The organism is Ezakiella sp., from assembly GCF_034180565.1.
GTDB lineage: Bacteria > Bacillota > Clostridia > Tissierellales > Peptoniphilaceae > Ezakiella.
This window is the reverse complement of the sequence record NZ_JAXFOB010000010.1, coordinates 159,115-180,987: the sequence shown is the minus strand read 5'-3', so window position 1 is coordinate 180,987 and position 21,873 is coordinate 159,115. Positions and strand designations below refer to the sequence as shown.

Here is a 21,873-nt window from a genome sequence, read left to right as displayed (position 1 = left end):
TATGGAAGATTATATTGAAATAAGAGGGGCACACGAAAATAATCTGAAAAATATAAATATAAATATTCCAAGAAACAAGATGACTGTTATAACCGGGCTTTCGGGCTCAGGAAAGAGCAGCCTTGCTTTCGACACGATTTATGCTGAAGGACAAAGGCGATATGTCGAGAGTTTGTCTTCATATGCAAGACAATTTCTTGGAAATATGACAAAACCGGCGGTGGAATTTATCGGGGGACTTAGTCCGGCAATTTCGATTGACCAAAAGACGACCTCAAACAATCCGCGTTCAACAGTTGGTACTGTCACGGAAATTTACGATTATTTGAGACTTCTTTACGCAAGAATCGGAAAGGCGCATTGTCCCAAGTGTGGAAAGCTTATAGAAAAACAATCGATTGACCAAATGATTGACAGAATCATGCAACTTGAAGAAGGTACGAGGATTCGAATTGTCGCTCCAATTGTAAAGGATAAAAAAGGCGAATTTAAAACTGTTTTGGAAGATATAAAGCGCGACGGATATGTGAGACTATATGTAGACGGCGAAATGTATATGATTGAGGAAGTGCCGAAGCTTCAAAAGACAAAGAAACACACAATCGAAGTTGTTGTAGACAGACTTATCGTCAGAGACAATATCGAAAAACGGCTTGTAGATTCTATGGAAGCGGCACTAAAACTCACAAACGGATATGTTATTGTGAGAACAGACGATGAAGACATTCCGTTTTCGGAAAATTTTGCATGTATAGATTGCGGAATTGCAATTGAAGAAATTTCTACGCGTCTATTCTCTTTCAACAACCCGATGGGTATGTGCGATAAATGTAACGGACTCGGATTTTTCAGACAAATTGACGAAGGTCTTGTCATTCCGAACAAAGAGCTTTCGATAAAAGAGGGAGCAATCGGCGTTTACAGCACAGACACAAACGGATACTATCTGTCGATGTTTAGAGCGATTGCTGAAAAACACGGATTTTCGATTGAAAAGCCGATAAAGGATGCACCGAAAGAATTTATGGACGACCTTCTTTATGGAACGGACTACAATATAAAATTTTCGGCGAAGTCCGGATTCAGTAAGGGCAGAGTGAAGACATACAATCGCCCGTGGGAAGGCGTTATAGAAAATCTACAATACAGATTTGACAATTCCACAAGTGAATATGTGCAAGAAAGCATCGGAGAATATATAGAAAATATTCCATGTCCGAAATGTCACGGTGCAAGGTTAAACGAAAATGCACTATCTGTCACAGTTGGCGGACTTAATATTGCGGAGCTTACGGATCTCGACGTTGGAAAAGAAATTGAATTTTTTGAAAAGCTCGAGTTAACGGATACTGAAAATGTGATTGCGGAAGAAATTCTAAAAGAAATAAAAGAGAGACTTAGCTTTCTTAATGCGGTCGGGCTTTCGTATTTAACTCTTTCGAGAATGGCGGGAACACTTTCGGGAGGAGAGAGCCAAAGAATAAGGCTAGCAACGCAAATCGGCTCAAAACTTGTCGGCGTTACTTATGTTCTCGACGAACCGTCAATCGGGCTTCATCAAAAGGACAACGAAAAGTTGATTGCAACTTTGCGGGAGCTGACAGACGTAGGAAACACTGTTATTGTTGTTGAACATGACGAAGACACAATGAGAGCGAGCGACTATCTCCTCGATATCGGTCCGGGAGCCGGGATCCACGGAGGAGAGGTGGTTGCATTCGGAACGCCGGAGGAAGTTTCGAAAAACAAAAATTCTATAACGGGCAACTATCTTTCGGGCAGAATGAAAATCGATGTGCCGAAGGAAAGACGAAAGGAAGAAAGAGGATTCATACACATTAAGAAAGCGGCTGAGAATAATCTAAAAAATATAAATGTCGACATTCCGATTGGAGTTATGACGGCGGTTACCGGTGTTTCCGGTTCAGGAAAGTCAACGCTTGTGAATGAAATTCTATATAAAAATCTTGCAAAAGAAATCAATCGTTCAAAAATAAAACCGGGTAAATCAGGCGGCGTGACATACGACAGTCCACTTGACAAAGTTGTTGTCATCGACCAAAGTCCGATCGGACGAACACCGCGCTCAAACCCTGCAACATACACGGGCGTGTTTGACGGGATAAGAGATATTTTCGCGATGACGCCGGCTGCAAAAGCTAAGGGTTACCAAAAGGGCAGATTCAGTTTTAACGTCAAGGGCGGAAGATGCGAAGCGTGCAAAGGCGACGGAATAATAAAAGTTGAAATGCACTTTCTTCCTGACGTGTACGTTCCGTGTGAAGTTTGTAAGGGCGAAAGATATAATCGTGAAACGCTTGCAATCACATACAAGGGAAAAAATATTTCCGATGTTTTGGATATGAATGTGAGTGAAGCGTGCGAATTTTTTGAAAACCATCAGACAATCTCTAGAAAACTTGAAACACTGAATGATGTAGGACTCGGATATATAAAACTCGGTCAATCGAGCACGCAACTTTCGGGAGGCGAGGCGCAACGTGTAAAACTTGCAACTGAGCTTTCGAAGCGCGCAACCGGAAAAACAATTTATATACTCGATGAGCCGACGACAGGTCTTCATAGCGAAGACGTCAGAAAATTGATTCAAGTGCTTCAAAGACTTTGCGAAGGTGGAAACACAGTTGTCGTAATCGAGCATAATCTCGACGTGATAAAATCTTGCGACTACATTGTGGACCTTGGTCCCGACGGAGGAGACGGTGGCGGTGAAGTTGTTGCAACCGGAACTCCTGAAGAAGTTGCGAAAGTGAAAAAGAGTTACACAGGACAATTTTTAAAGAAAATCTTAAAGAAAAAGTAGGGATAAAATGGATAAAAAAAGCGATAAATATAAAGGCTCATTGATATTGTGGATTGCAGGCGAAATAGTTCTATTTTTGACAATTTTGGGACTTATAAAAAAAGAAAAAGAAGATGAGAAATAAAAAAATGTAAAAAATTTGCGAAATTCTATAAAACAATTGCAAATCAGATAACAAAAAACAGCTATTTGAAAATTCAATAGCTGTTTTTTATTGGTTAGGACCGTCTTCTATAAGGTCACTTCGAACATCCGGAAGGCTCCATCTATATTTCATTGAGAGAAGGCGAACCACAATTACGACTATGACTCCCAAGAGGTATGCATAGTGGTGTCTTATATATTGTCTCGAAAATATGAACGCGACTGCGCCGAGAAGAGACGCCATTGCGTAGATTGTATTTTTCGTAAATATAATCGGGATTGCACCTGCACAGAGGTCTCTAACAACACCTCCGCCGCATCCTGTTGTCATTCCGACGAATATAAGAAGATATCTGTTGCTGCCATATGCCATTTTCCATGCGAGGTTAACCCCACTCATTGTAAATATGCCAAGGCCGATAGCGTCGAGGATGGAGATTATTTTTACATAAGTTAGAAGAAAATTCATATTTAGAAATTTCTTTTTGTCAATGAGTTTGTATATTATTATGACGATTATAGCGGAAATTACAGAAACTGTTGTGTATGTTGTTTTTATAAAAGCGGTCGGTGGATTTATGCCGAGGACGAGGTCTCTGAAAATCCCGCCGCCGACAGCGGTTATGATTGAAAGAACTATGATTCCGAAAACGTCCATGCCCTTTCTTATCGCAATCATCGCGCCGGATGAAGCAAATGCTATAGTTCCGATAATTTCGAGAATATAGTAAAATTTGTCGAAGTTCATTGCGCCCTCCTTTGTAATCATCACAAACGGTTTAAAATTTCGCTTGCAATTTTATTTAATTATATATTATAGTATGTATCTGTGAAATGTCAATGATTTTGTATATGTTTATAAGAAAGATATGCAAATTTTTATTGTTTGTGTAAGAGTTTAGCATTTTTGTTGTAAGTTGCGAATAAAAAACCGGGTTTAAATTTTTAGTTTAAACCCGGTTGTATATTATTCCTTCCAAGTTTCCTCCATATCTGAGACGATTTTAAAGAAGTCGTCGCCGGGATGGATGATGTGCTTAATCCATTCTTTTTTTATATGCCAGAGGTTTGCTTGCACAACAAATTCGGAGCGGTCGGTGATTTCGAAAATTCTTTTCCAACTTTCAGTGATTTCTTTTTTTATATCGTCAAACGCACCGATGTATTTGTTGCTGAAGAGGTCGAAAGTTTGTTCGATTTTATTTTCCTCGAGAAGTTTTTTAAATCGTTTTTCATCATCTTCGTTAGTCGGGATGTAGAGATTGTTTAAGACATAATCCCATTTTGCACCATCGAAATATATGACTTCGTTTTTCGGAACAGTTAAAGCATAGACCACTTCTTTGTCGATGGGTTTTAAGCAGTTGTTTTTCGAAACACTGCACCAAATAGGGTAGTTTATTCCGGATGGGCGGGGCACTTTTTGCTACGCCATTTGAACAAATAAATCATATTTTTCCAAAAAGAAATCCGAAATATCTCGCATATGAAGCTCGACATATAGCTTTTTATTTCTGATTATGCCCTCGCGCTCAAGCTCGTACAGACTGTTTTCATGTTGTCTTGTGTACAAGTTTACATATTCGGTCATTATTTTGTTTCCAATACTTTTTTCGCGTATGGACAAATCGGTATTATTTCCTTTTTGTGAAAATCCGCATAAGACTTCGCTTCGAGCACAAGCTCTTTTGCGATGCCTTGATTTCTGTGTGACTCTTCGACAAAAACTTCCAAAATCGAAAAACTGTCGGCATCTTCTTTATAGACAAGTTTTGCTATTGGATTTTTTTCATCGCCTATGAAAAACATTTCGTCGTTGTCATCGATGAGCATTCCGTTTCTGCTGAAATACGGTTTTGCATTTACGGCCAAGTATTCAAAAATTTCAGAGTTGAATTCTTTTATAGGTTTCATTCTTTTCATCAGTTGCGACCATTTTACATGGAACTCGTTCCAAGTGCCGCCGTCGTTATATATATTATTTATAATCGGTTGTGCGCGGTCCATTGCGTTTGCAAATTTTGCTTCGGGGGTTTCAATCGCATCAAACTCGTGCCACAGCGCTCTTAAATATTCGCCGTCTTCGCCAAGCTCGGAGAAAACTTTTATGGAAGCTTGCTCTTCGCGATCTTTTTTTGTCTTGTTTCCTTCGACATCATATGCAAAAGTGTCACCCGCATAAATTTCAACAAGGTCGTGAACGAGGAGCATGAGCATTGTCTTTTCCAAGTTTACGTCTTTTGCATAATCTCTGAATACATATGCCATGAGCGCGATTGAGAAGGAGTGTTCCGCATCGGTTTCGCGCCTGTCGACGCCGATGATTTTCGTTCGTCTGTCAATTTGTTTCATTTTATCTATCAATACTGTAAAATTTATTTTTTCGTTTAATGTGCTCATATTTACCTCCAATTTATTAGATATTTATTTTATACCCACAATTGTATTAAATTATAAAATGTGGTATAATTCAAGTTAGTGATGAAGAAAGGAGGAGCAAGATGAATTTTGATGAGATACGCCCATGTTGGCTTGAGATAAATTTGGATAATCTGAAACACAACATACATACTATTAAGGAAAGTGTAAAACCGGGCAGCGAAATTATGGCGGTTATAAAGGCGAATGCTTATAACCACGATGCCGTTACAGTTGCTCGTGAATTAAACATGCTTGGAGTTCATAGGTTTTGTGTTTCGATTTTATCAGAAGGGCTTGAGCTAAGAAAGGCCGGAATCACAGATCCAATACTTCTTTTAAATTATATTAGGGATTCGGAAATTAAAGGCGCTATTGAAAACGATTTGGATATGACTGTTTATGACTATGAACAGGCAAAACTCATAGACGAATGTGCAGCGGAGTTGAAAAAGAAAGCGAAGATTCATATAAAGGTCGACACAGGTATGAGTAGAATCGGTTTTTTACCGGGAACGGTTGCATTTGAAAGAATTTTGAAGATTCTCGATATGGAGAACATTAGTTGTGAAGGGATTTTCAGCCACTTCGCAACGGCTGACGTTCCAAATGACCAAGGAAATACGAGAAAGCAATATCAAATTTTCGATTCATTTGTAAACAGCATCGAATCTGCAAGCGGAAAGAAAATTAAAAGGCATATTTCAAACTCGGGAGCGATTATTGACTATCCTGAATACGATTTGGATTATGTTAGACCCGGAATTATTATGTACGGCTATTTGCCGGATCCGGACATTCCGCACAAGATGGATTTGAGACCGCTCATGACTTTGAAAGCGCTTATAAGCAATTTAAAAGTTTTGCCTGAGGGAAGCGGCATAAGTTACGGCCATTCGTATGTGACAAGAAGAATCACGAAGGTCGCAACAATTCCGCTCGGATACGCCGACGGAATTTCAAGGCTTTTGTCGAACAAGCTTATGGTCACTGTGAAGGACATGAAGGCTCCGTCAATCGGCTCGATTTGCATGGACCAATTTATGGTCGATGTTACTGACATAGACGATGTGAAGATTGGTGACGAAGTTGTTATTTTCGGTCACGACAAAAATGACACCGATTTAACTGACATGGCAAAGATGATGGGAACAATTCACTATGAAGTTATGTGCTCTATTTCTCGCAGAATACCTCGAGTATATATCAAAGATGGCGAAATCTCTCAAATTATCAACTATTTATAATGAATAAAAATAATGATTCAATAAACAAAAGAGAATCTTTCGAAGATAGGACTCGAAAAGAGAATACTGACAAGAAGATTCGATTTTCATCAACCGATGCACGCTCAAATTCGTCGATAAAGTTTAAGAAAACTACCGATGTGGAAAGTGAAAAGAAGGCTCCGTTTTCTAAAAAAGATAATCAAAAAGACGACAAGACAATTTCAAGAGGAGATCTTCTCTATGCCGATTTATCTCCGGTTATAGGAAGTGAACAGGGCGGAGTAAGACCGGTTCTTGTTGTGCAAAATGATGTTGGAAACAAATTTTCACCGACAACTATTGTTGCGGCTATAACGTCTGTAAAAAACAAGACAAATCTTCCGACACATGTTAAAGTCGGGGACAAGAATTGTGGACTGCCGAAAGAGTCGGTAATTTTGTTGGAGCAGATAAGAACTATAGATAAAAAGAGGCTCAAAGATAAAATAGGGCGGATCCCCGACGATCTACTTAAAAAGATTGACGAAGCTCTAAGAATAAGTTTGAGTTTGGAGGCAAAATGAACGAAAACGCAGTTGACTTAATTAAAGAAACTTTGAAATTTGAAAGTATGGATGAATTTGAGTCAAGATATACAAAACCGATTCATAAATATGTGGAAGAGGAAGGGAAGGCAATTGCACATCTTGGATGCGACAAGAGGACTCTTTTTTCTCCGGAAGGGGAAATTTCGGGTGGATTTATGCTCGATAATTCGGTCGTCGAAGAAAAGAGAAAGCAAGGCATTTTTACCGCACTTTACAAAGAGTTTGAAGAAGAAAACGGGGACATAGATTTGTTTTTCGGTTTTCCGCTTCAATATGAACTTTTGAATCTGGTCGACAAACAGGACTATTCAATTGTCGGTGAAGCGCAAGTTTTTGCAAAGATTTTAAATTCTTCCGATATTATGCAGGGGCATTCCGTACTTGGAACTATTGCTTCTTTTATTAATAAAATTCGCGACAAACGTTCGAAGACACTCGACATATCGACTGTCAATGTTTCTAAAACAAAGAATTTAGAGGATGTTTTAGATTTTGAAGGAAAAACATTAGCTGACGGAAAGATTTATACAAAAAGAACCAAGGATTTTCTTTCAAAGAGACTCGAACATTGGGGAGACTGCGAAATATTGGTCGCAAAAACGGGCGACGAGTTTTACGGTTATCTTATATACAGATTCATTGAAAGAAACGATATAAAATATTTTATGACAATGGATATATTAGCAAAGGATGAGGTTTCGTTTGAAGCACTCGTTTCAAAGCTTGTTGAAATCGGAAGAGAAAAAGCTGTTTCTCTCGTCGGCATTTGGCAAAATTCAGTGTATAGTGCATCTCTTAAAAGATTGGGATTCAGTTTTGCAAGAAGCTCGATACCTGTTGTTGCAAAGAAAAAGAATGTTGATTTTGATATAAAGAATATAAACAATTGGTATTTACAACCTATAGAGGGGGAAATCTATTAATGAAGGTGTTTCATCTTATAAGCGGTGGCGACACCGGCGGTGCAAAAACTCATATAATGGCACTTTTAAGCGCACTTAAAGAAGAAATTGACGTAACTTTAGGTGTATTTATTGATGATGTTTTTTTGGATGAAGCCAAGGCATTGGGAATTCCCACAAAACTATTTTTACAAAAATCCAGATTCGATTTATCGGTTATCGATAAATTGGCGGAATTTATTAAAGAACAAAACATTGAATTAGTCCATTGCCATGGGGCAAGGGCTAATTTTATTGCGTTTTTTTTGAGAAGAAAAGTGGACGTACCTTTTATCACAACTGTGCACTCGGACTATAGACTCGATTTTAAAGGCGTATTTTATAAACAATTAATCTTTAAAAATCTAAACTATTTTGCGCTGAAAAAGTTTAAAAACTTTATAGCCGTTTCGGACAATTTTAAATATATGCTTCTTGAGAGAGGATTTACCGACAAGAACATCGACGTTGTCTACAACGGTATCGATTTGAACAAGGTGGAAAATTGTGTTTCAAATGAGGAGTTCTGCAAAAGATACAACCTTGACCCGAACAGTTTTAAAATTGGAATTTTGGCACGTCTTGACGAAGTTAAGGACCACAAGACTTTTTTAAGAGGAGCTGCTGAATTTTTAAAATCTGAAAATGCGGATTTTCTTATCGGCGGCGACGGCGGACACAAAGAGGAGCTTGTGGCGCTTGCAAAAGAACTGGACATCGAAAAAAATGTGCATTTCTTGGGTGAAATAAAGGATCCGTTTTCGTTTTTAAACGCAATTCAGATAAACACGCTTACATCGCTATCGGAAAGTTTTCCATATGTAATTTTGGAGGGCGGAAAACTAAAAAAGCCGATGGTAGCAAGTGCAGTTGGCGGTATTCCAAGCATTATTCAGGATGATTTTTCGGGATACACTTTTAAAAGCGGTGACTATAAAGATTTTGCGAATAAATTAATCAAGCTCAAACAAGATGATGCTCTTCGAATAAAAATGGGAGAAAACTTAAACGGGCTCATAGAAGAAAAATACAGCGCCATCAGCATGGCGAAAACTCACATAAAGATATATAAACGTGCAATTCTCGACAAGACGATTTTATTCTCGGGTTTCTACGGCTTTGACAATCAAGGCGACGATGCGATTTTGGAGGCAATCACATCCGAAATAAAATCGATAAATCCTTATTTGAAATTGAAGGTTTTGAGTAATAACCCGATAAAAACAAGCGAGATTTATGATTTGCTCAGCGTTTACAGGTTCAGTCTTCCGAAGCTTATAAAGGCGATGAAGTCATCTGAAATGCTTGTTAGCGGTGGCGGCAGTCTTTTGCAGGACATAACAAGCACGAGAAGTCTTTGGTATTATCTTTTTGTGATTGCGCTAAGCAAACGTTATAAAAAGAAGACTGTCATTTACGCAAATGGCGTGGGACCGATAAATAGAAAGTTCAACAGATATTTGACGAAAAAGACTTTGAAAAATGTGGATTATATTTCGCTTCGTGACGAGGATTCGTTTAAATATCTTGTGGACATAGGATTAAGCGAAGAGGATATGAAACTTCGCTCCGACCCTGTATTTCTTTTGAAACCGGATATGGACGAAGCGCAAGTCATTTTGAATAAAATCGGACTTGACGGAGATTTTATGGTTTTAAATCTGAGACCGTGGGCAGGTGAAGATGAATTTATTGAAAAAATTTCAGTAGCAATGAAGAGATTTATGGACGACGGACACAAAGTGCTTCTTCTTCCGATGCATCTATCAAAAGACACGGACGTTTTAAAGAAACTCGAGTCAAAGCTTAAACATGAAAATCTTTACTCATACTACGACGAGATGAGCGTGAGAACATTGATGGGAATTATTTCGGCGGCAAAGGAAGTTATGTCTATGAGACTTCACGGGCTTATATATTCGGTTGCCGTTGAAACAAAGCCGTTTGCTTTAAGCTATGATCCGAAAGTCGACGGGTTTATGAAGGACATCGGCTCGGAATACATCGTTGATATAAACAGTTTTACAGCGGAAGAACTATATGAAAAGATTGACGCTTTTGAAAAAGATGAGAATTATATCGACGACATAAGCAGAGACGAGAAAAAAAGGCGATCGCTCGCAAGGCAAAATGCGGAGGAAGTATTAAAAATTTTGGGTGATTTCGATGAATAAAGTAAATGTTTTAGATATAAGATTTTCAAATATATCAGACGAAGAACTTTTGAATGTTTTAAAAAATGCATTTAAGAGTGATTCAAATCTAAGAATTGTGACACCGAATCCGGAAATAGTTATGGCGGCGAACAAAAGTGACGATTTAAAAGAGATGATAAATAATTCCACGCTTGTTTTAAAAGACGGAATCGGAATAAAAATTGCAGAGAAGCTGAAGGGCATCAAAGGCGAAAAGAGACAAACGGGAATTGAAACGCTTGAAAGACTCCTTGAAATTGCTGACGAAAACGGATATTCGGTCTATTTTGTGGGAGCGAAAGACGAGATACTTCAAAAGGCAATTGTCAATATTAAATCGAAATTTCCGAATATTGTTGTTAAAGGTCAACATAATGGGTATTTTAAAGATGGATCTCCCGAAGAGGAGCAAATCTTAAAAGATATAGAAGAAAAGAAACCGGATTTATTGATTGCGGCAATGGGTTTTCCTAAGCAGGAAATTTTCCTTACTAAAACCAAAGCGCCTAAGGTTTCAATCGCTTGCGGCGGCAGTCTTGACGTCATGAGCGGAGAGGTTAAAAGAGCACCGCGTTGGATGCAGAAGGTGGGGCTCGAATGGTTTTATAGGTTGATAAAAGACCCGGGTAGAATTAAAAGACAAATTGTTATACCTGTGTTTTTATGGAAAATAGTTTTTACTAAAAATAGTTGTTTTATGGAGGAGAATAATGATTGATAACAAGACTATAAGTTCGCTAAGAATGCTATCGGTTGATATGATTGAAAAGGCAAACTCGGGACACCCGGGATTGCCGCTCGGCTCGGCGCCAATGCTTTACACACTCTATAAGGATTTTTTGAATTTTAATCCTGAAAAACCGAAGTGGATTAACAGAGACAGATTCGTACTTAGTGCGGGACATGGTAGCGCTATTCTTTACAGTTTGCTCAACTTGTTCGGATTTGATGTAAGTATCGACGACATCAAAAATTTCAGACAATGGGGATCAAAAACTCCGGGACATCCTGAATACGGCGAAACAGATGGCGTGGACGCAACAACCGGACCGCTCGGACAAGGAATAACTATGGCTGTTGGAATGGCTCTTGCGGAAGCACATATGAGATCGCACTTTACAGTCGACGGATGGTCACCGGTGGATCACTACACATATGCGCTTGTCGGTGACGGATGTCTTATGGAAGGCATTTCGCATGAAGCTGCAAGCTTTGCGGGAAGTTATAAACTCGGTCGTCTTATAGTTTTATACGATTCAAATAATATTTCGATTGAAGGAAACACGGACATCACATTCCACGACGACACTTTGAAGAGATTCGAAGCTTACGGATGGCACACTCAAAAGGTTGAAGACGGAAATGATACGGAAAAAATAAAAGAAGCTATTGAAAATGCAAAGAAGGACAATCGTCCGTCAATAATAGAAGTAAAAACTATCATCGGATTCGGCGCAGGAAGCGTTGAGGGTTCTGAAAAATCACACGGAGCTCCAATCGGCGTTGACAACAGAAAAGTTTTGGTTGAAAAAATCAAATGGGCAGAAAAAGATGAATTCAATGTTCCACAAGATGTCAGAGAAAATGCTGAAAAAATTGTAGAAGAAAAGAAAAAAGTTTACGATGAATACAAGAAAAAGCTCGAAGAATACGAAAGCAAAAATCCGGAAAAATATAGGGAATACATCGATTGGATTCACTTTAAACACGAAGCGGATTTGAGCGCATTAATAGATTCAAAGGACAAGGACGCAACGAGAAGTGCGAGTGGAACGGCTTTGCAAGAAGTCGCAAAGGCTATTCCGAATCTTATCGGCGGTTCTGCAGACTTGGGACCTTCAAACAAGAGTGAAATAAAAGACGGCGGATTTATGAGTGCGGATAATTTCGGTGGAAGAAATATTCACTTCGGCGTTAGGGAATTTGCAATGGCTGCAATTTCAAACGGAATTGCTCTTCACGGCGGACTTAAACCTTTCTGTGCAACATTCTTTGTTTTCAGTGACTATATGAAACCGGCACTTAGACTTGCTGCGCTAATGAATCTTCCGATAACATATATTCTCACACACGACTCTATCGGAGTTGGCGAAGACGGACCTACGCACGAACCTATTGAACACTTGGCAATGCTTAGAAGTTTGCCGAATTTCTCGGTAATAAGACCTGCGGATTTCAATGAAACCGTATATGCTTGGGAAGTTGCACAAAAGGCTAAAAAACCTACAGCTCTAATTTTGTCGAGACAAAAACTTGAAACTCTTAAAATCGAAAGCGGCAATTTGAAATACGGTGCATATATTGCAAAAAAAGAAAAGGATAAACTTGATCTTGTCGTTATTGCAACGGGCTCAGAAGTCGGAGTTACAATGGAAGCTTCAAAGATTCTCGAAGAAAAGGGATACGGAGTTCGCGTTGTTTCGATGCCTTCATGGGATTTGTTTGACGAACAGGACAAAGAATATAGAGAAAATGTTTTACCGTGCGGTGTAAAGACAGCTTCAGTCGAAGCGCTTTCCACATTCGGATGGGACAGATATACAAAGGGTGGACTTAAAATCGGTCTCGACAGATTTGGAGCAAGTGCACCGGGCTCAGAACTTTTTGAGCATTTCGGATTTACTCCTGAAAAAATTGCAGACAAATTGGAGTCATATATAAAAGAAAATTAATTTTTGATAAAGACTTTGGAGGTAAAAATGAACAGACGTGAAAGACTTGAAAAGTTAAGAAGTCTTATGGAAAGGGAAGGTATCGACTATTTTGTGATACCTACATCGGACCCACATATGAGCGAATATGTATTGGACAGATATAAGTCCAGAGTATATATGACAGGTTTCACAGGAAGTGCGGGATATGTTGTTGTTACTCAAAATGAGGCTCTGCTTTGGGCAGATGGAAGATACCATGTGCAAGCGGAAAAACAAATTGAAGGCTCAGATTTCAAGCTTATGAAATGGGGGCTCGAAGGCGTTGATTTCTATGATGAATGGCTCAAAAAGAATGTTAAGCCGGGACAAACGGTTGGATTTAACGGAGAAATAACTCCGTATGGAATGTATAAAAGACTTGTTGAAAAGTTGGGCGACAGAATAAATTTCAAATTTGAAAAAGATTTGATTGGAGAATTTTGGGAAGACAGACCGGCACTTCCATCCGGGAAAGCTTTTATCTTGGATGAGGAATACACGGGCGAAAATCCGACAAAAAAGCTTGCATCAATTCGCGAAAAGATGGAAGAAAAAGGGGCTACGCATTTATTTTTGGCAACGCTCGACGACATTGCATACACTCTTAATATAAGAGGTGGCGACGATCTATACACTCCGATTGTTGTAAGTTATCTTTTGATTGATTCACACAATGCGACACTTTTTGTGGATGAAAGCAAAATCGATGTGAGCGTTAAGGGCTATCTTCAAAAAAACGGTGTGAAAATTGCACCTTATGAAACCGTGAATGATGCGCTTGTTGCTCTTGATAAAACAGAGGCTTGTTATATTTCAAGCGACAAGATTAACGCCCTTCAATATAAATTGATTTCCGAAAACACAAAAGTTATTGACGAAATGCTTCCGACAACTATGATGAAGGCAATCAAAAATGATACTGAAGTTGAAAATGAAAGACTTGCACACATCATTGATGGAGCTGCTGTCAGCCGATATCTTTGCTGGATAAAGGCAAATGCCGGAAAAATTAAATTGAATGAATTTGAAGCGGAAGAAAAACTTCACGAAATAAGAGCTGAACACGAAAGCTTTATAAGTGAATCATTTAAAACTATCTCCGCATACAAGTCAAATGCGGCTATGGCACACTACAGTGCATCGAGCGAAAACAATTCAGAAATCAAAGCGGAAGGATTATATCTTGTAGACTCAGGCGGACAATATTATGAAGGCACAACCGATATCACAAGAACTGTGACGCTTGGAAACCCAACGGCGGAAGAAATAAGAGACTATACTTTGACACTTAAAGGTCATATCGATTTATTTTTGACCAAGTTTTTAAAAGGAACTTGCGGATGTCACCTTGATGTTATGGCAAGAGGTGCAATGTGGAAAGAAGGAATCGACTTTAAACACGGCACAGGTCACGGCGTCGGATATTGTCTCGGCGTACACGAAGGTCCGATGTCGATTTCAAGAGCAATTATAAATGTTCCGCTTCAACCGGGAATGGTTATTTCAAACGAACCCGGAATTTATAGAGACGGCAAACACGGAATAAGAATTGAAAATCTTGTGACTGTTACGGAATATAAGACCACACAATTTGGTCAGTTCTTCGGATTTATGAATCTCACACTTTGTCCGTACGAAAGGGAACTTATCGATGTTTCCATTTTGAGCGATGAAGAACTTGAATATATAAACGAATATCATAAAACGGTTTTTGAAAATATTCAAAGTCATATGAAAACTGAAGAAGAAAAAGCATGGCTCAAAAAAGCTACTGCAGAAATTAAGAGATAAAAGGGAGCGAAAGCTCTCTTTTTTATATGCAAATGAAAAAGTGTTTATGGAATCGAAATACAAGATGTGGTATAATATAGTCGAGGTGTTATTGTGTTTAATATAAGAGAAGAACTACAAAAACTGCCTGCAAAGCCGGGGGTTTACATAATGAAAGACGACAAGGACAACGTCATTTATGTCGGAAAGGCAAAGATTTTAAAAAATCGCGTCCGCTCGTATTTCAACAAAACTCAAAAGTCTCCGAAAGTTTCCGCAATGGTCAGTCATATAAAAAGCTTTGAATATATTATAGTCGACAACGAGGTGGAGAGTTTGGTGCTTGAAAGCAATCTTATAAAGAGTTATGCGCCGAAATATAATATTTTGCTCAGAGATGACAAGCAATATCCCTATATAAAACTTACGAATGAGCCGTTTCCAAGGCTTATAAAATCGAGGGAGCTAAAGAAAGACGGCGGAAGTTATTTCGGACCTTTTCCGAATGTTTTAGCTGTGAACAATGTGCTCGCTTTTTGGGAAGACGAGTATCGACTGAGAACCACAAAGAGGTATTTGGACAGAGTCTATAAGCCGTGTTTAAATTTTTATATCGACAAATGTGATGCGCCTTGTATGGGCAATATGAGCGAAGAGGATTATATGAAAAAGCTCGCCCAGCCAATTGATTTTTTGAAGGGCAAAAACGAGCTCACAGTTGAAAGAGTGCGCAATAAGATGCTTACTTATGCCGAGAATATGGAGTACGAAAAAGCTGCGGCAATGAAAAGCCTTATCGAGGATTTAAATTCTCTAAAAGAGGACCAAAAAATCACAAAGCCGCTCGGCGATTCGATCGACTATGTCGCATATGCAAAGAGTGAAGATATTTTTCTTGTGGAAGTGTTTTTCAAGCGCGACGGAAAAACTATCGGAAGGGACAGTTTTGTGCTTTCAAACGATGAGGAAGACGAGCACGAGATGATGGAGGAATTTATCAAGCAATATTATCTTGGAATTTCCAATCCGCCGTCGGAGCTTGTGCTTGAGGTGGAGCCGACAAATCTTGAAAGTTTGCAAAAAGCGATACGACAAAAGGGAATTTTAAACACGACTATCATTGTGCCGAAAAGAGGGGAAAAGCGCGACACGATTATGATGGTCAAGAAAAATGCACTCGAAGATTTAGCAAAACACAGAGCGAGAATTCTTCAAAAGACAAAGACAAATGTGATTGCACTTACGGAAATCGCACAAATTATCGGTACGGGAGAATATCCTGAAAGGATTGAATCATTCGACATTTCGCACATTCAAGGCACAGATGCAGTGGGTGCGATGGTCGTATTTAGTGATGGCAATCATAACAGAAATGACTATAGAAGGTTTAAAATAAAAGAAGCGGACACCAGAAATGATTTGGACTGCATGAGGGAAGTTTTGACGAGAAGATACAAGAGAATGCTTGAAGGCTCAAAAGGTTTCTCAAAGGCACCGGATTTGATTTTGATGGATGGAGGAAAGACCCAAGTCGGAATTGCGACTCAAGTTTTAAGTGAGTTAGGAATCGATATTCCGGTCATGGGAATGGTCAAAGACGATTCTCACACAACGAACAAGCTTTTATACAACAATGAATTTTATGCTCTCAAGGATAGCAGAGAACTTTTCACATTTATAAGTAATGTACAAAATGAGGTTCACAGATTTGCCATCAGTTATCACAAAAGCCTTAGGGGAAAGACGATGATCAAGAGCAGGCTTGACGGCATAAAGGGAATCGGACCGAAGAGAAAAGAAGCGCTTATGAAAGAATACGGCTCGATTGAAAAGATAAAGAAGGCTTCGATTGATGAGCTTGTGAAGGTCCCCGGGATGACTAGAAAATCCGCCGAGTCCGTGAAGGAAGAATTGAAAAAGTATGAAATAGATTAAATTATTTCAAAATAATTTTTTTGCTAATGCCGAACTTCGATTTTATTTATAGGTAAACTCTATAAATACGGGGTTTGGTATTAAAAAAATCTATTAAAGATTCTTAGCCAATAATAGCTAAAAACTTTGACATTAGTTTTTAGTTGTTATATAATAGAATGTGGAAAATAATTTTAACCACATGATGACAACTTTTTAGGAGGTAATTATGTCAAAAGTATTTAAGACGATGGACGGTAATACCGCCGCAGCTCATGTAAGCTATGCATTTACAGAAGTTGCTGCAATCTATCCTATTACTCCATCTTCAAACATGGCTGAAGCTGTAGACCAATGGGCTTCAGAAGGAAGATTGAATTTATTCGGTCAAAAAGTATTAGTTAAGGAACTTCAATCTGAAGGCGGTGCTTCAGGTGCAGTTCACGGTTCACTTCAAGCAGGTGCTCTAACTACTACATATACGGCTAGTCAGGGTTTATTACTCATGATTCCAAATATGTACAAAATCGCAGGGGAACTTCTACCGGCTGTATTCCACGTTTCAGCAAGAGCTGTAGCAAGCCACGCTTTGTCAATTTTTGGTGACCATTCAGACGTAATGGCTGCAAGAAACACAGGCTTTGCAATGCTCGCAAGTGGTTCAGTTCAAGAAGTTATGGACTTGGCAAGTGTTGCTCACTTAGCAACAATCAAGGGTCGTGTTCCATTTGTACACTTCTTCGACGGATTTAGAACTTCACACGAAATTCAAAAAGTCGAAGTTATGGATTATGAAGAATTAAGATCTCTCATCGATTACAAAGCATTGAACGAATTCAGAATGAGATCATTGAATCCTGAAAGACCTGTAACACGCGGTACTGCAGAAAACGGAGATATCTTCTTCCAAGCTGCTGAAGCTTCAAATAAATATTATGAAGATATTGTTGGAATCGTTGCAGATTACATGAAAGAAATTTCAAGAATCACAGGCCGTGAATATAAACCGTTCGATTACTATGGAGATCCTGAAGCTGAAAGAATTATCGTTGCAATGGGCTCCGTTACAGATACAATTGAAGAAACAGTTGACTACTTGAGAGACAAGGGCGAAAAAGTCGGTGTTATCAAAGTTAGACTTTACAGACCATTCTCAAAAGAATATTTCTTCAACGTTCTTCCGAAAACTGTTAAGAAGATTGCTGTTCTTGACAGAACAAAGGAAAAAGGCGCAACTGCAGAACCTCTACACTTAGATGTTCTACAAATTTTCTACAGAAATGAACAACAACCTATCATCGTTGGCGGACGTTACGGATTGTCATCAAAAGACACAACTCCTACAATGATTAAGGCTGTATTCGACAACTTGAAACAAGATGAACCGAAAGACATGTTCACAGTAGGTATTGTTGACGACGTTACACATCACTCACTTGAATTGGGTGAAACAATCAACACAGAACCTGAAGGAACAATCAGATGTAAATTCTGGGGATTCGGCTCAGACGGTACAGTCGGTGCTAATAAATCAGCTATCAAAATCATCGGAGACGACAGTGATTTATATGCACAAGGTTATTTCGCATACGACTCAAAGAAATCAGGCGGTGTAACAACATCACACTTGAGATTCGGTAAAAAACCTATCAAATCAACATATTTGATTACACACCCGGACTTTGTATCATGCTCAAAACAAGCATATGTACACAACTATGACTTGCTCGAAGGCTTGAAAGATGGAGGCACATTCCTTCTCAACTGTCTATGGGATGACGATGAATTGGAAGAAAACCTACCGAACAGCCTAAAGAAATATATCGCTGATCACAACATTGACTTCTATACAATCAATGCAACAAAGATTGCTGCAGAAATCGGATTGGGCGGAAGAACAAACATGATCATGCAAGCTGCATTCTTCAAATTATCACAAGTTCTACCACTCGACGAAGCTATTAAAGATTTGAAAGACCAAATCGTTAAGAACTACGGCAGAAAAGGTGAAAAGGTTGTTAACATGAACTATGAAGCTGTTGACCAAGGTGTTAATGCGCTTCATAAGATTGAAATTCCGGAAAGCTGGAAGAACCTTTCAGTAGAAGAAGAACCGGTCGATGAATCACGTCCTGAATTCGTAAGAAAGATAGCTGACGTTATGAACAAGATGAAGGGTGACACACTCCCTGTTTCAGCTTTCACAGGAAAATACGCAGACGGTACTTTCGAAAACGGAACTTCAGCATATGAAAAACGTGCAATCGCAGTTAATGTTCCACACTGGAACAAAGAAAACTGTATCCAATGTAACCAATGTTCATATGTATGTCCGCACGCATGTATCAGACCGATGCTTGTTAGCGAAGAAGAACAAAAGAATATGCCTGAAACATTTGAAACACTTAAAGCAAATGGTAAAGGATTGGATATTTATCAATACAGAATCCAAGTTTCAGTTCTTGACTGTACAGGATGCGGAAACTGCGCAGACACATGTCCTGCAAAAGTTAAAGCTCTTACAATGGTTCCATTCGAAGAAGAATTCCACCCACAAAAAGAAAATTGGGAATTTGCAACAACACTCTCTGAAAAGAACAATGTTATGGACAAATTCACAGTTAAGGGTTCACAATACAACAAACCATATCTCGAATTCTCAGGCGCATGCGCAGGCTGCGGAGAAACTCCTTATGCAAAACTTGTAACACAACTTTACGGCGACAGAATGCTCATTGCAAACGCAACAGGTTGTTCATCAATTTGGGGAGGTTCAGCTCCATCAACAGTTTACTGCAAAGATTCATGCGGAAGAGGTCCGGCATGGGCTAACTCATTGTTCGAAGACAATGCTGAATATGGTTACGGTATGGCACTTGCAATCCGTCACATCAGAGAAAAGATTCAAGACTTAATGGATGAATATATGACTCTTGATGATGCAGACAGCACAGTTTCAGAAATCTTCAAAGAATTCAAAGAAAACATCGACGATCCTGAAAAGACAAGAGACGTCTATGGAAGACTTACAACTGAAGGATATGCTGAAAAAGCTGACGGACGTGCAAAAGAAATTCTAGAAGAAATTATTGAAAAGAAAGACTTCCTCGTAAAGAAGAGCGTTTGGGTATTCGGTGGAGACGGATGGGCATACGACATCGGATTCGGTGGACTTGACCACGTACTTGCTTCCGGCGAAGACATCAACGTATTGGTATTCGATACAGAAGTTTACTCAAATACAGGTGGACAATCATCAAAGGCTACACCGCTTGCTGCAATTGCAAAATTCGCTGCATCAGGTAAGAGAATCAGAAAGAAGGATCTCGGTCTTATGATGACAAGCTATGGCTATGTATATGTTGCTCAAATCGCATTTGGTGCAAACATGAACCAAGCTATAAAAGCAATCAAGGAAGCAGAAAGCTATCCTGGTCCATCACTCATCATCGCTTATGCTCCATGTATCAACCACGGAATCAGAGAAGGTATGGGAAGAACCATTAACCAAGAAAAACGTGCAGTTGATTCAGGTTATTGGCACCTTTACAGATACGATCCACGTCTTGAAGATCAAGGCAAGAATCCGTTCCAATTGGACAGCCGTGAACCTAAGGAATCATTCCAAGATTTCATCAAGGGCGAAGTAAGATACACTTCACTTATGAGAGCATTCCCGGATCAAGCACAAGACTTGTTTGACCAAGCTGAAGAAATGGCAAAGAGAAAATATTTGACATACAAACAACTTGCAGCACAAGAACCTATTGTAATTCAATCAGGTGAAGACGTTCCGGAACTTGATGACGAAAATCAAGAAAAGAAAACGATATAAAAATAATTAAGGGTCGCTTTTGCGGCCCTTATACATATTTTTTATACGAAACAGAAAGGACGAATTATGTATAATCTTATAGATGAGAATTATTTTTCTGAAGATAAAGTTTGTGAGATGCTTAATGATGTACTAAAAAAAATGTCCTCTGCTCCGCAGGAGACAAAATTGGATTTAGTAGAGGAATATGATTATCTTAAAGAATTATTAAATAATGAGTGATATAAAAGAACAATAAATTTTTAATTTATTGTTTTATTTTTTCGGAGGATATTATGAGTAATAAAAGTGTTAAAGAATTTTTAAATAAAAAAGGTGTCGAAATATCTTTAAAAAAATATGGAATTGATGTTTTGGGTTCGATGGCTCTCGGACTTTTTGCAACTCTTCTTGTCGGCACTATTTTAAATACTATTGGAACAAAATTAGGAATTGCTTATTTAACTGAAACGATTTGGCCGGCAGCAAGGGATATGACAGGGGCGGCGATTGGTGTCGCTATTGCGCACAGCTTAAACGCTCCGGCTCTTGTAATTTATTCGGCGGTTGTTGTAGGTTATATTGGAAATTTATCAGGGGGTCCGGTGGGCGCGCTTATTGCAACTTGTGTGAGTGTTGAACTTGGAAAGATTGTTTCAAAGGAAACGAAACTCGACATTATAGTTACACCTGCAACAACGATTATTGTGGGCTCATTAATTGCAACTGTTTTAGGACCGGTTCTTTCGAGCGGAATGACATCAATCGGTCAATTTGTTATAAAGGCAACGGAACTAAAGCCGTTTTTTATGGGAATTGTAGTGTCTGTAGTTGTCGGAATGGTTTTAACTCTTCCGATTTCATCCGCAGCACTTTGTATGATGATAGGACTTTCAGGACTTGCAGGAGGAGCCGCCACGGCTGGTTGTTCTGCACAGATGGTTGGATTTGCGGTTATAAGTTATAAAGAAAACGGACTTGGCGGACTTGTAAGCCAAGGAATCGGAACCTCAATGTTACAAATTCCAAATATTGTAAAAAATTGGAAAATTTGGATTCCGCCAACACTTGCATCCGTAATAACAGGACCGATTTCAACAGTTGTGTTTAAAATGACAAATATTCCAATCGGCTCCGGAATGGGAACGAGCGGACTTGTCGGACAAATTGGAACAATAACATCGATGAGTGCCGACGGCAGAAGTCTCGGAGTTATTTACACAAGTATTTTACTCGTACACATAATTCTGCCGGCTGTGTTGTCGTATTTATTTTATCTACCAATGAAGAAGATAGGCTGGATAAAATATGGAGACATGAAACTAAATTTATAGTTAATAGGAG

General features: G+C 39.0%; 14 protein-coding genes and 1 pseudogene. 12 read left to right on the top strand and 3 right to left on the bottom strand.

The features are described 5' to 3' along the window. Position 1 precedes the first annotated feature (1 nt). Positions 2–2,824, top strand: coding sequence for an excinuclease ABC subunit UvrA (gene uvrA / locus SPI61_RS02700; RefSeq protein WP_321136596.1), 2,823 nt, complete (start codon positions 2–4; stop codon positions 2,822–2,824). Between the two features lie 211 nt (positions 2,825–3,035). Here the strand turns inward: uvrA and SPI61_RS02695 are convergent, their stop codons facing one another. The 3 genes and pseudogenes from SPI61_RS02695 to SPI61_RS02685 all read right to left on the bottom strand — a co-directional run bounded on the left by SPI61_RS02695 (position 3,036) and on the right by SPI61_RS02685 (position 5,368). Continuing rightward, the gene (locus tag SPI61_RS02695; protein WP_321136595.1) at positions 3,036–3,716 is read right to left on the bottom strand and encodes a trimeric intracellular cation channel family protein; all 681 of its coding nucleotides are present in this window, start codon (positions 3,714–3,716) and stop codon (positions 3,036–3,038) included. 219 nt (positions 3,717–3,935) lie between these two features. Next, positions 3,936–4,559 (bottom strand): annotated as a pseudogene (locus tag SPI61_RS02690) (DUF3841 domain-containing protein). Next, complete coding sequence (locus tag SPI61_RS02685) at positions 4,559–5,368, bottom strand: GNAT family N-acetyltransferase (protein WP_321136594.1); 810 nt, start codon at positions 5,366–5,368, stop codon at positions 4,559–4,561. The pseudogene SPI61_RS02690 and the gene SPI61_RS02685 overlap by 1 nt, the downstream one beginning before the upstream one ends. Positions 5,369–5,469: 101 nt before the next feature. Between SPI61_RS02685 and alr the strand changes: the two genes are divergently transcribed. From alr to SPI61_RS02630, 11 genes are all read left to right on the top strand, one after another. Next, a complete protein-coding gene (gene alr, locus SPI61_RS02680; RefSeq protein ID WP_321136593.1) occupies positions 5,470–6,633 on the top strand; it encodes an alanine racemase in 1,164 nt (387 codons plus the stop codon). A 200-nt stretch (positions 6,634–6,833) separates the two neighbouring features. Then, positions 6,834–7,178, top strand: coding sequence for a type II toxin-antitoxin system PemK/MazF family toxin (locus SPI61_RS02675; RefSeq protein WP_321136644.1), 345 nt, complete (start codon positions 6,834–6,836; stop codon positions 7,176–7,178). Continuing rightward, a complete protein-coding gene (locus tag SPI61_RS02670; protein ID WP_321136592.1) occupies positions 7,175–8,125 on the top strand; it encodes a hypothetical protein in 951 nt (316 codons plus the stop codon). Before SPI61_RS02675 ends, SPI61_RS02670 begins: the two co-directional genes overlap by 4 nt. Next, complete coding sequence (gene csaB, locus SPI61_RS02665) at positions 8,125–10,317, top strand: polysaccharide pyruvyl transferase CsaB (RefSeq protein WP_321136591.1); 2,193 nt, start codon at positions 8,125–8,127, stop codon at positions 10,315–10,317. Before SPI61_RS02670 ends, csaB begins: the two co-directional genes overlap by 1 nt. Continuing rightward, positions 10,310–11,056 carry a WecB/TagA/CpsF family glycosyltransferase gene (locus SPI61_RS02660; RefSeq protein ID WP_321136590.1) on the top strand — a complete coding sequence of 249 codons (747 nt, stop codon included), beginning with the start codon at positions 10,310–10,312 and terminating at the stop codon, positions 11,054–11,056. Before csaB ends, SPI61_RS02660 begins: the two co-directional genes overlap by 8 nt. After that, positions 11,049–13,010: a transketolase gene (gene tkt / locus SPI61_RS02655; RefSeq protein ID WP_321136589.1), complete on the top strand. Its 1,962-nt coding sequence runs from the start codon at positions 11,049–11,051 to the stop codon at positions 13,008–13,010. Before SPI61_RS02660 ends, tkt begins: the two co-directional genes overlap by 8 nt. Before the next feature lie 27 nt (positions 13,011–13,037). Further along, positions 13,038–14,822, top strand: a complete 1,785-nt coding sequence (locus tag SPI61_RS02650; protein ID WP_321136588.1) for an aminopeptidase P family protein — start codon at positions 13,038–13,040, stop codon at positions 14,820–14,822. Positions 14,823–14,915: 93 nt separating this feature from the next. After that, complete coding sequence (gene uvrC, locus SPI61_RS02645; RefSeq protein ID WP_321136587.1) at positions 14,916–16,736, top strand: excinuclease ABC subunit UvrC; 1,821 nt, start codon at positions 14,916–14,918, stop codon at positions 16,734–16,736. A gap of 208 nt (positions 16,737–16,944) precedes the next feature. Next, positions 16,945–20,550, top strand: a complete 3,606-nt coding sequence (gene nifJ / locus SPI61_RS02640; protein ID WP_321136586.1) for a pyruvate:ferredoxin (flavodoxin) oxidoreductase — start codon at positions 16,945–16,947, stop codon at positions 20,548–20,550. Between the two features lie 66 nt (positions 20,551–20,616). After that, positions 20,617–20,772, top strand: coding sequence for a hypothetical protein (locus tag SPI61_RS02635; RefSeq protein WP_321136585.1), 156 nt, complete (start codon positions 20,617–20,619; stop codon positions 20,770–20,772). A 53-nt stretch (positions 20,773–20,825) separates the two neighbouring features. Continuing rightward, a complete protein-coding gene (locus SPI61_RS02630; RefSeq protein ID WP_321136584.1) occupies positions 20,826–21,863 on the top strand; it encodes a PTS sugar transporter subunit IIC in 1,038 nt (345 codons plus the stop codon). The last annotated feature ends 10 nt before the right edge of the window (positions 21,864–21,873 follow it).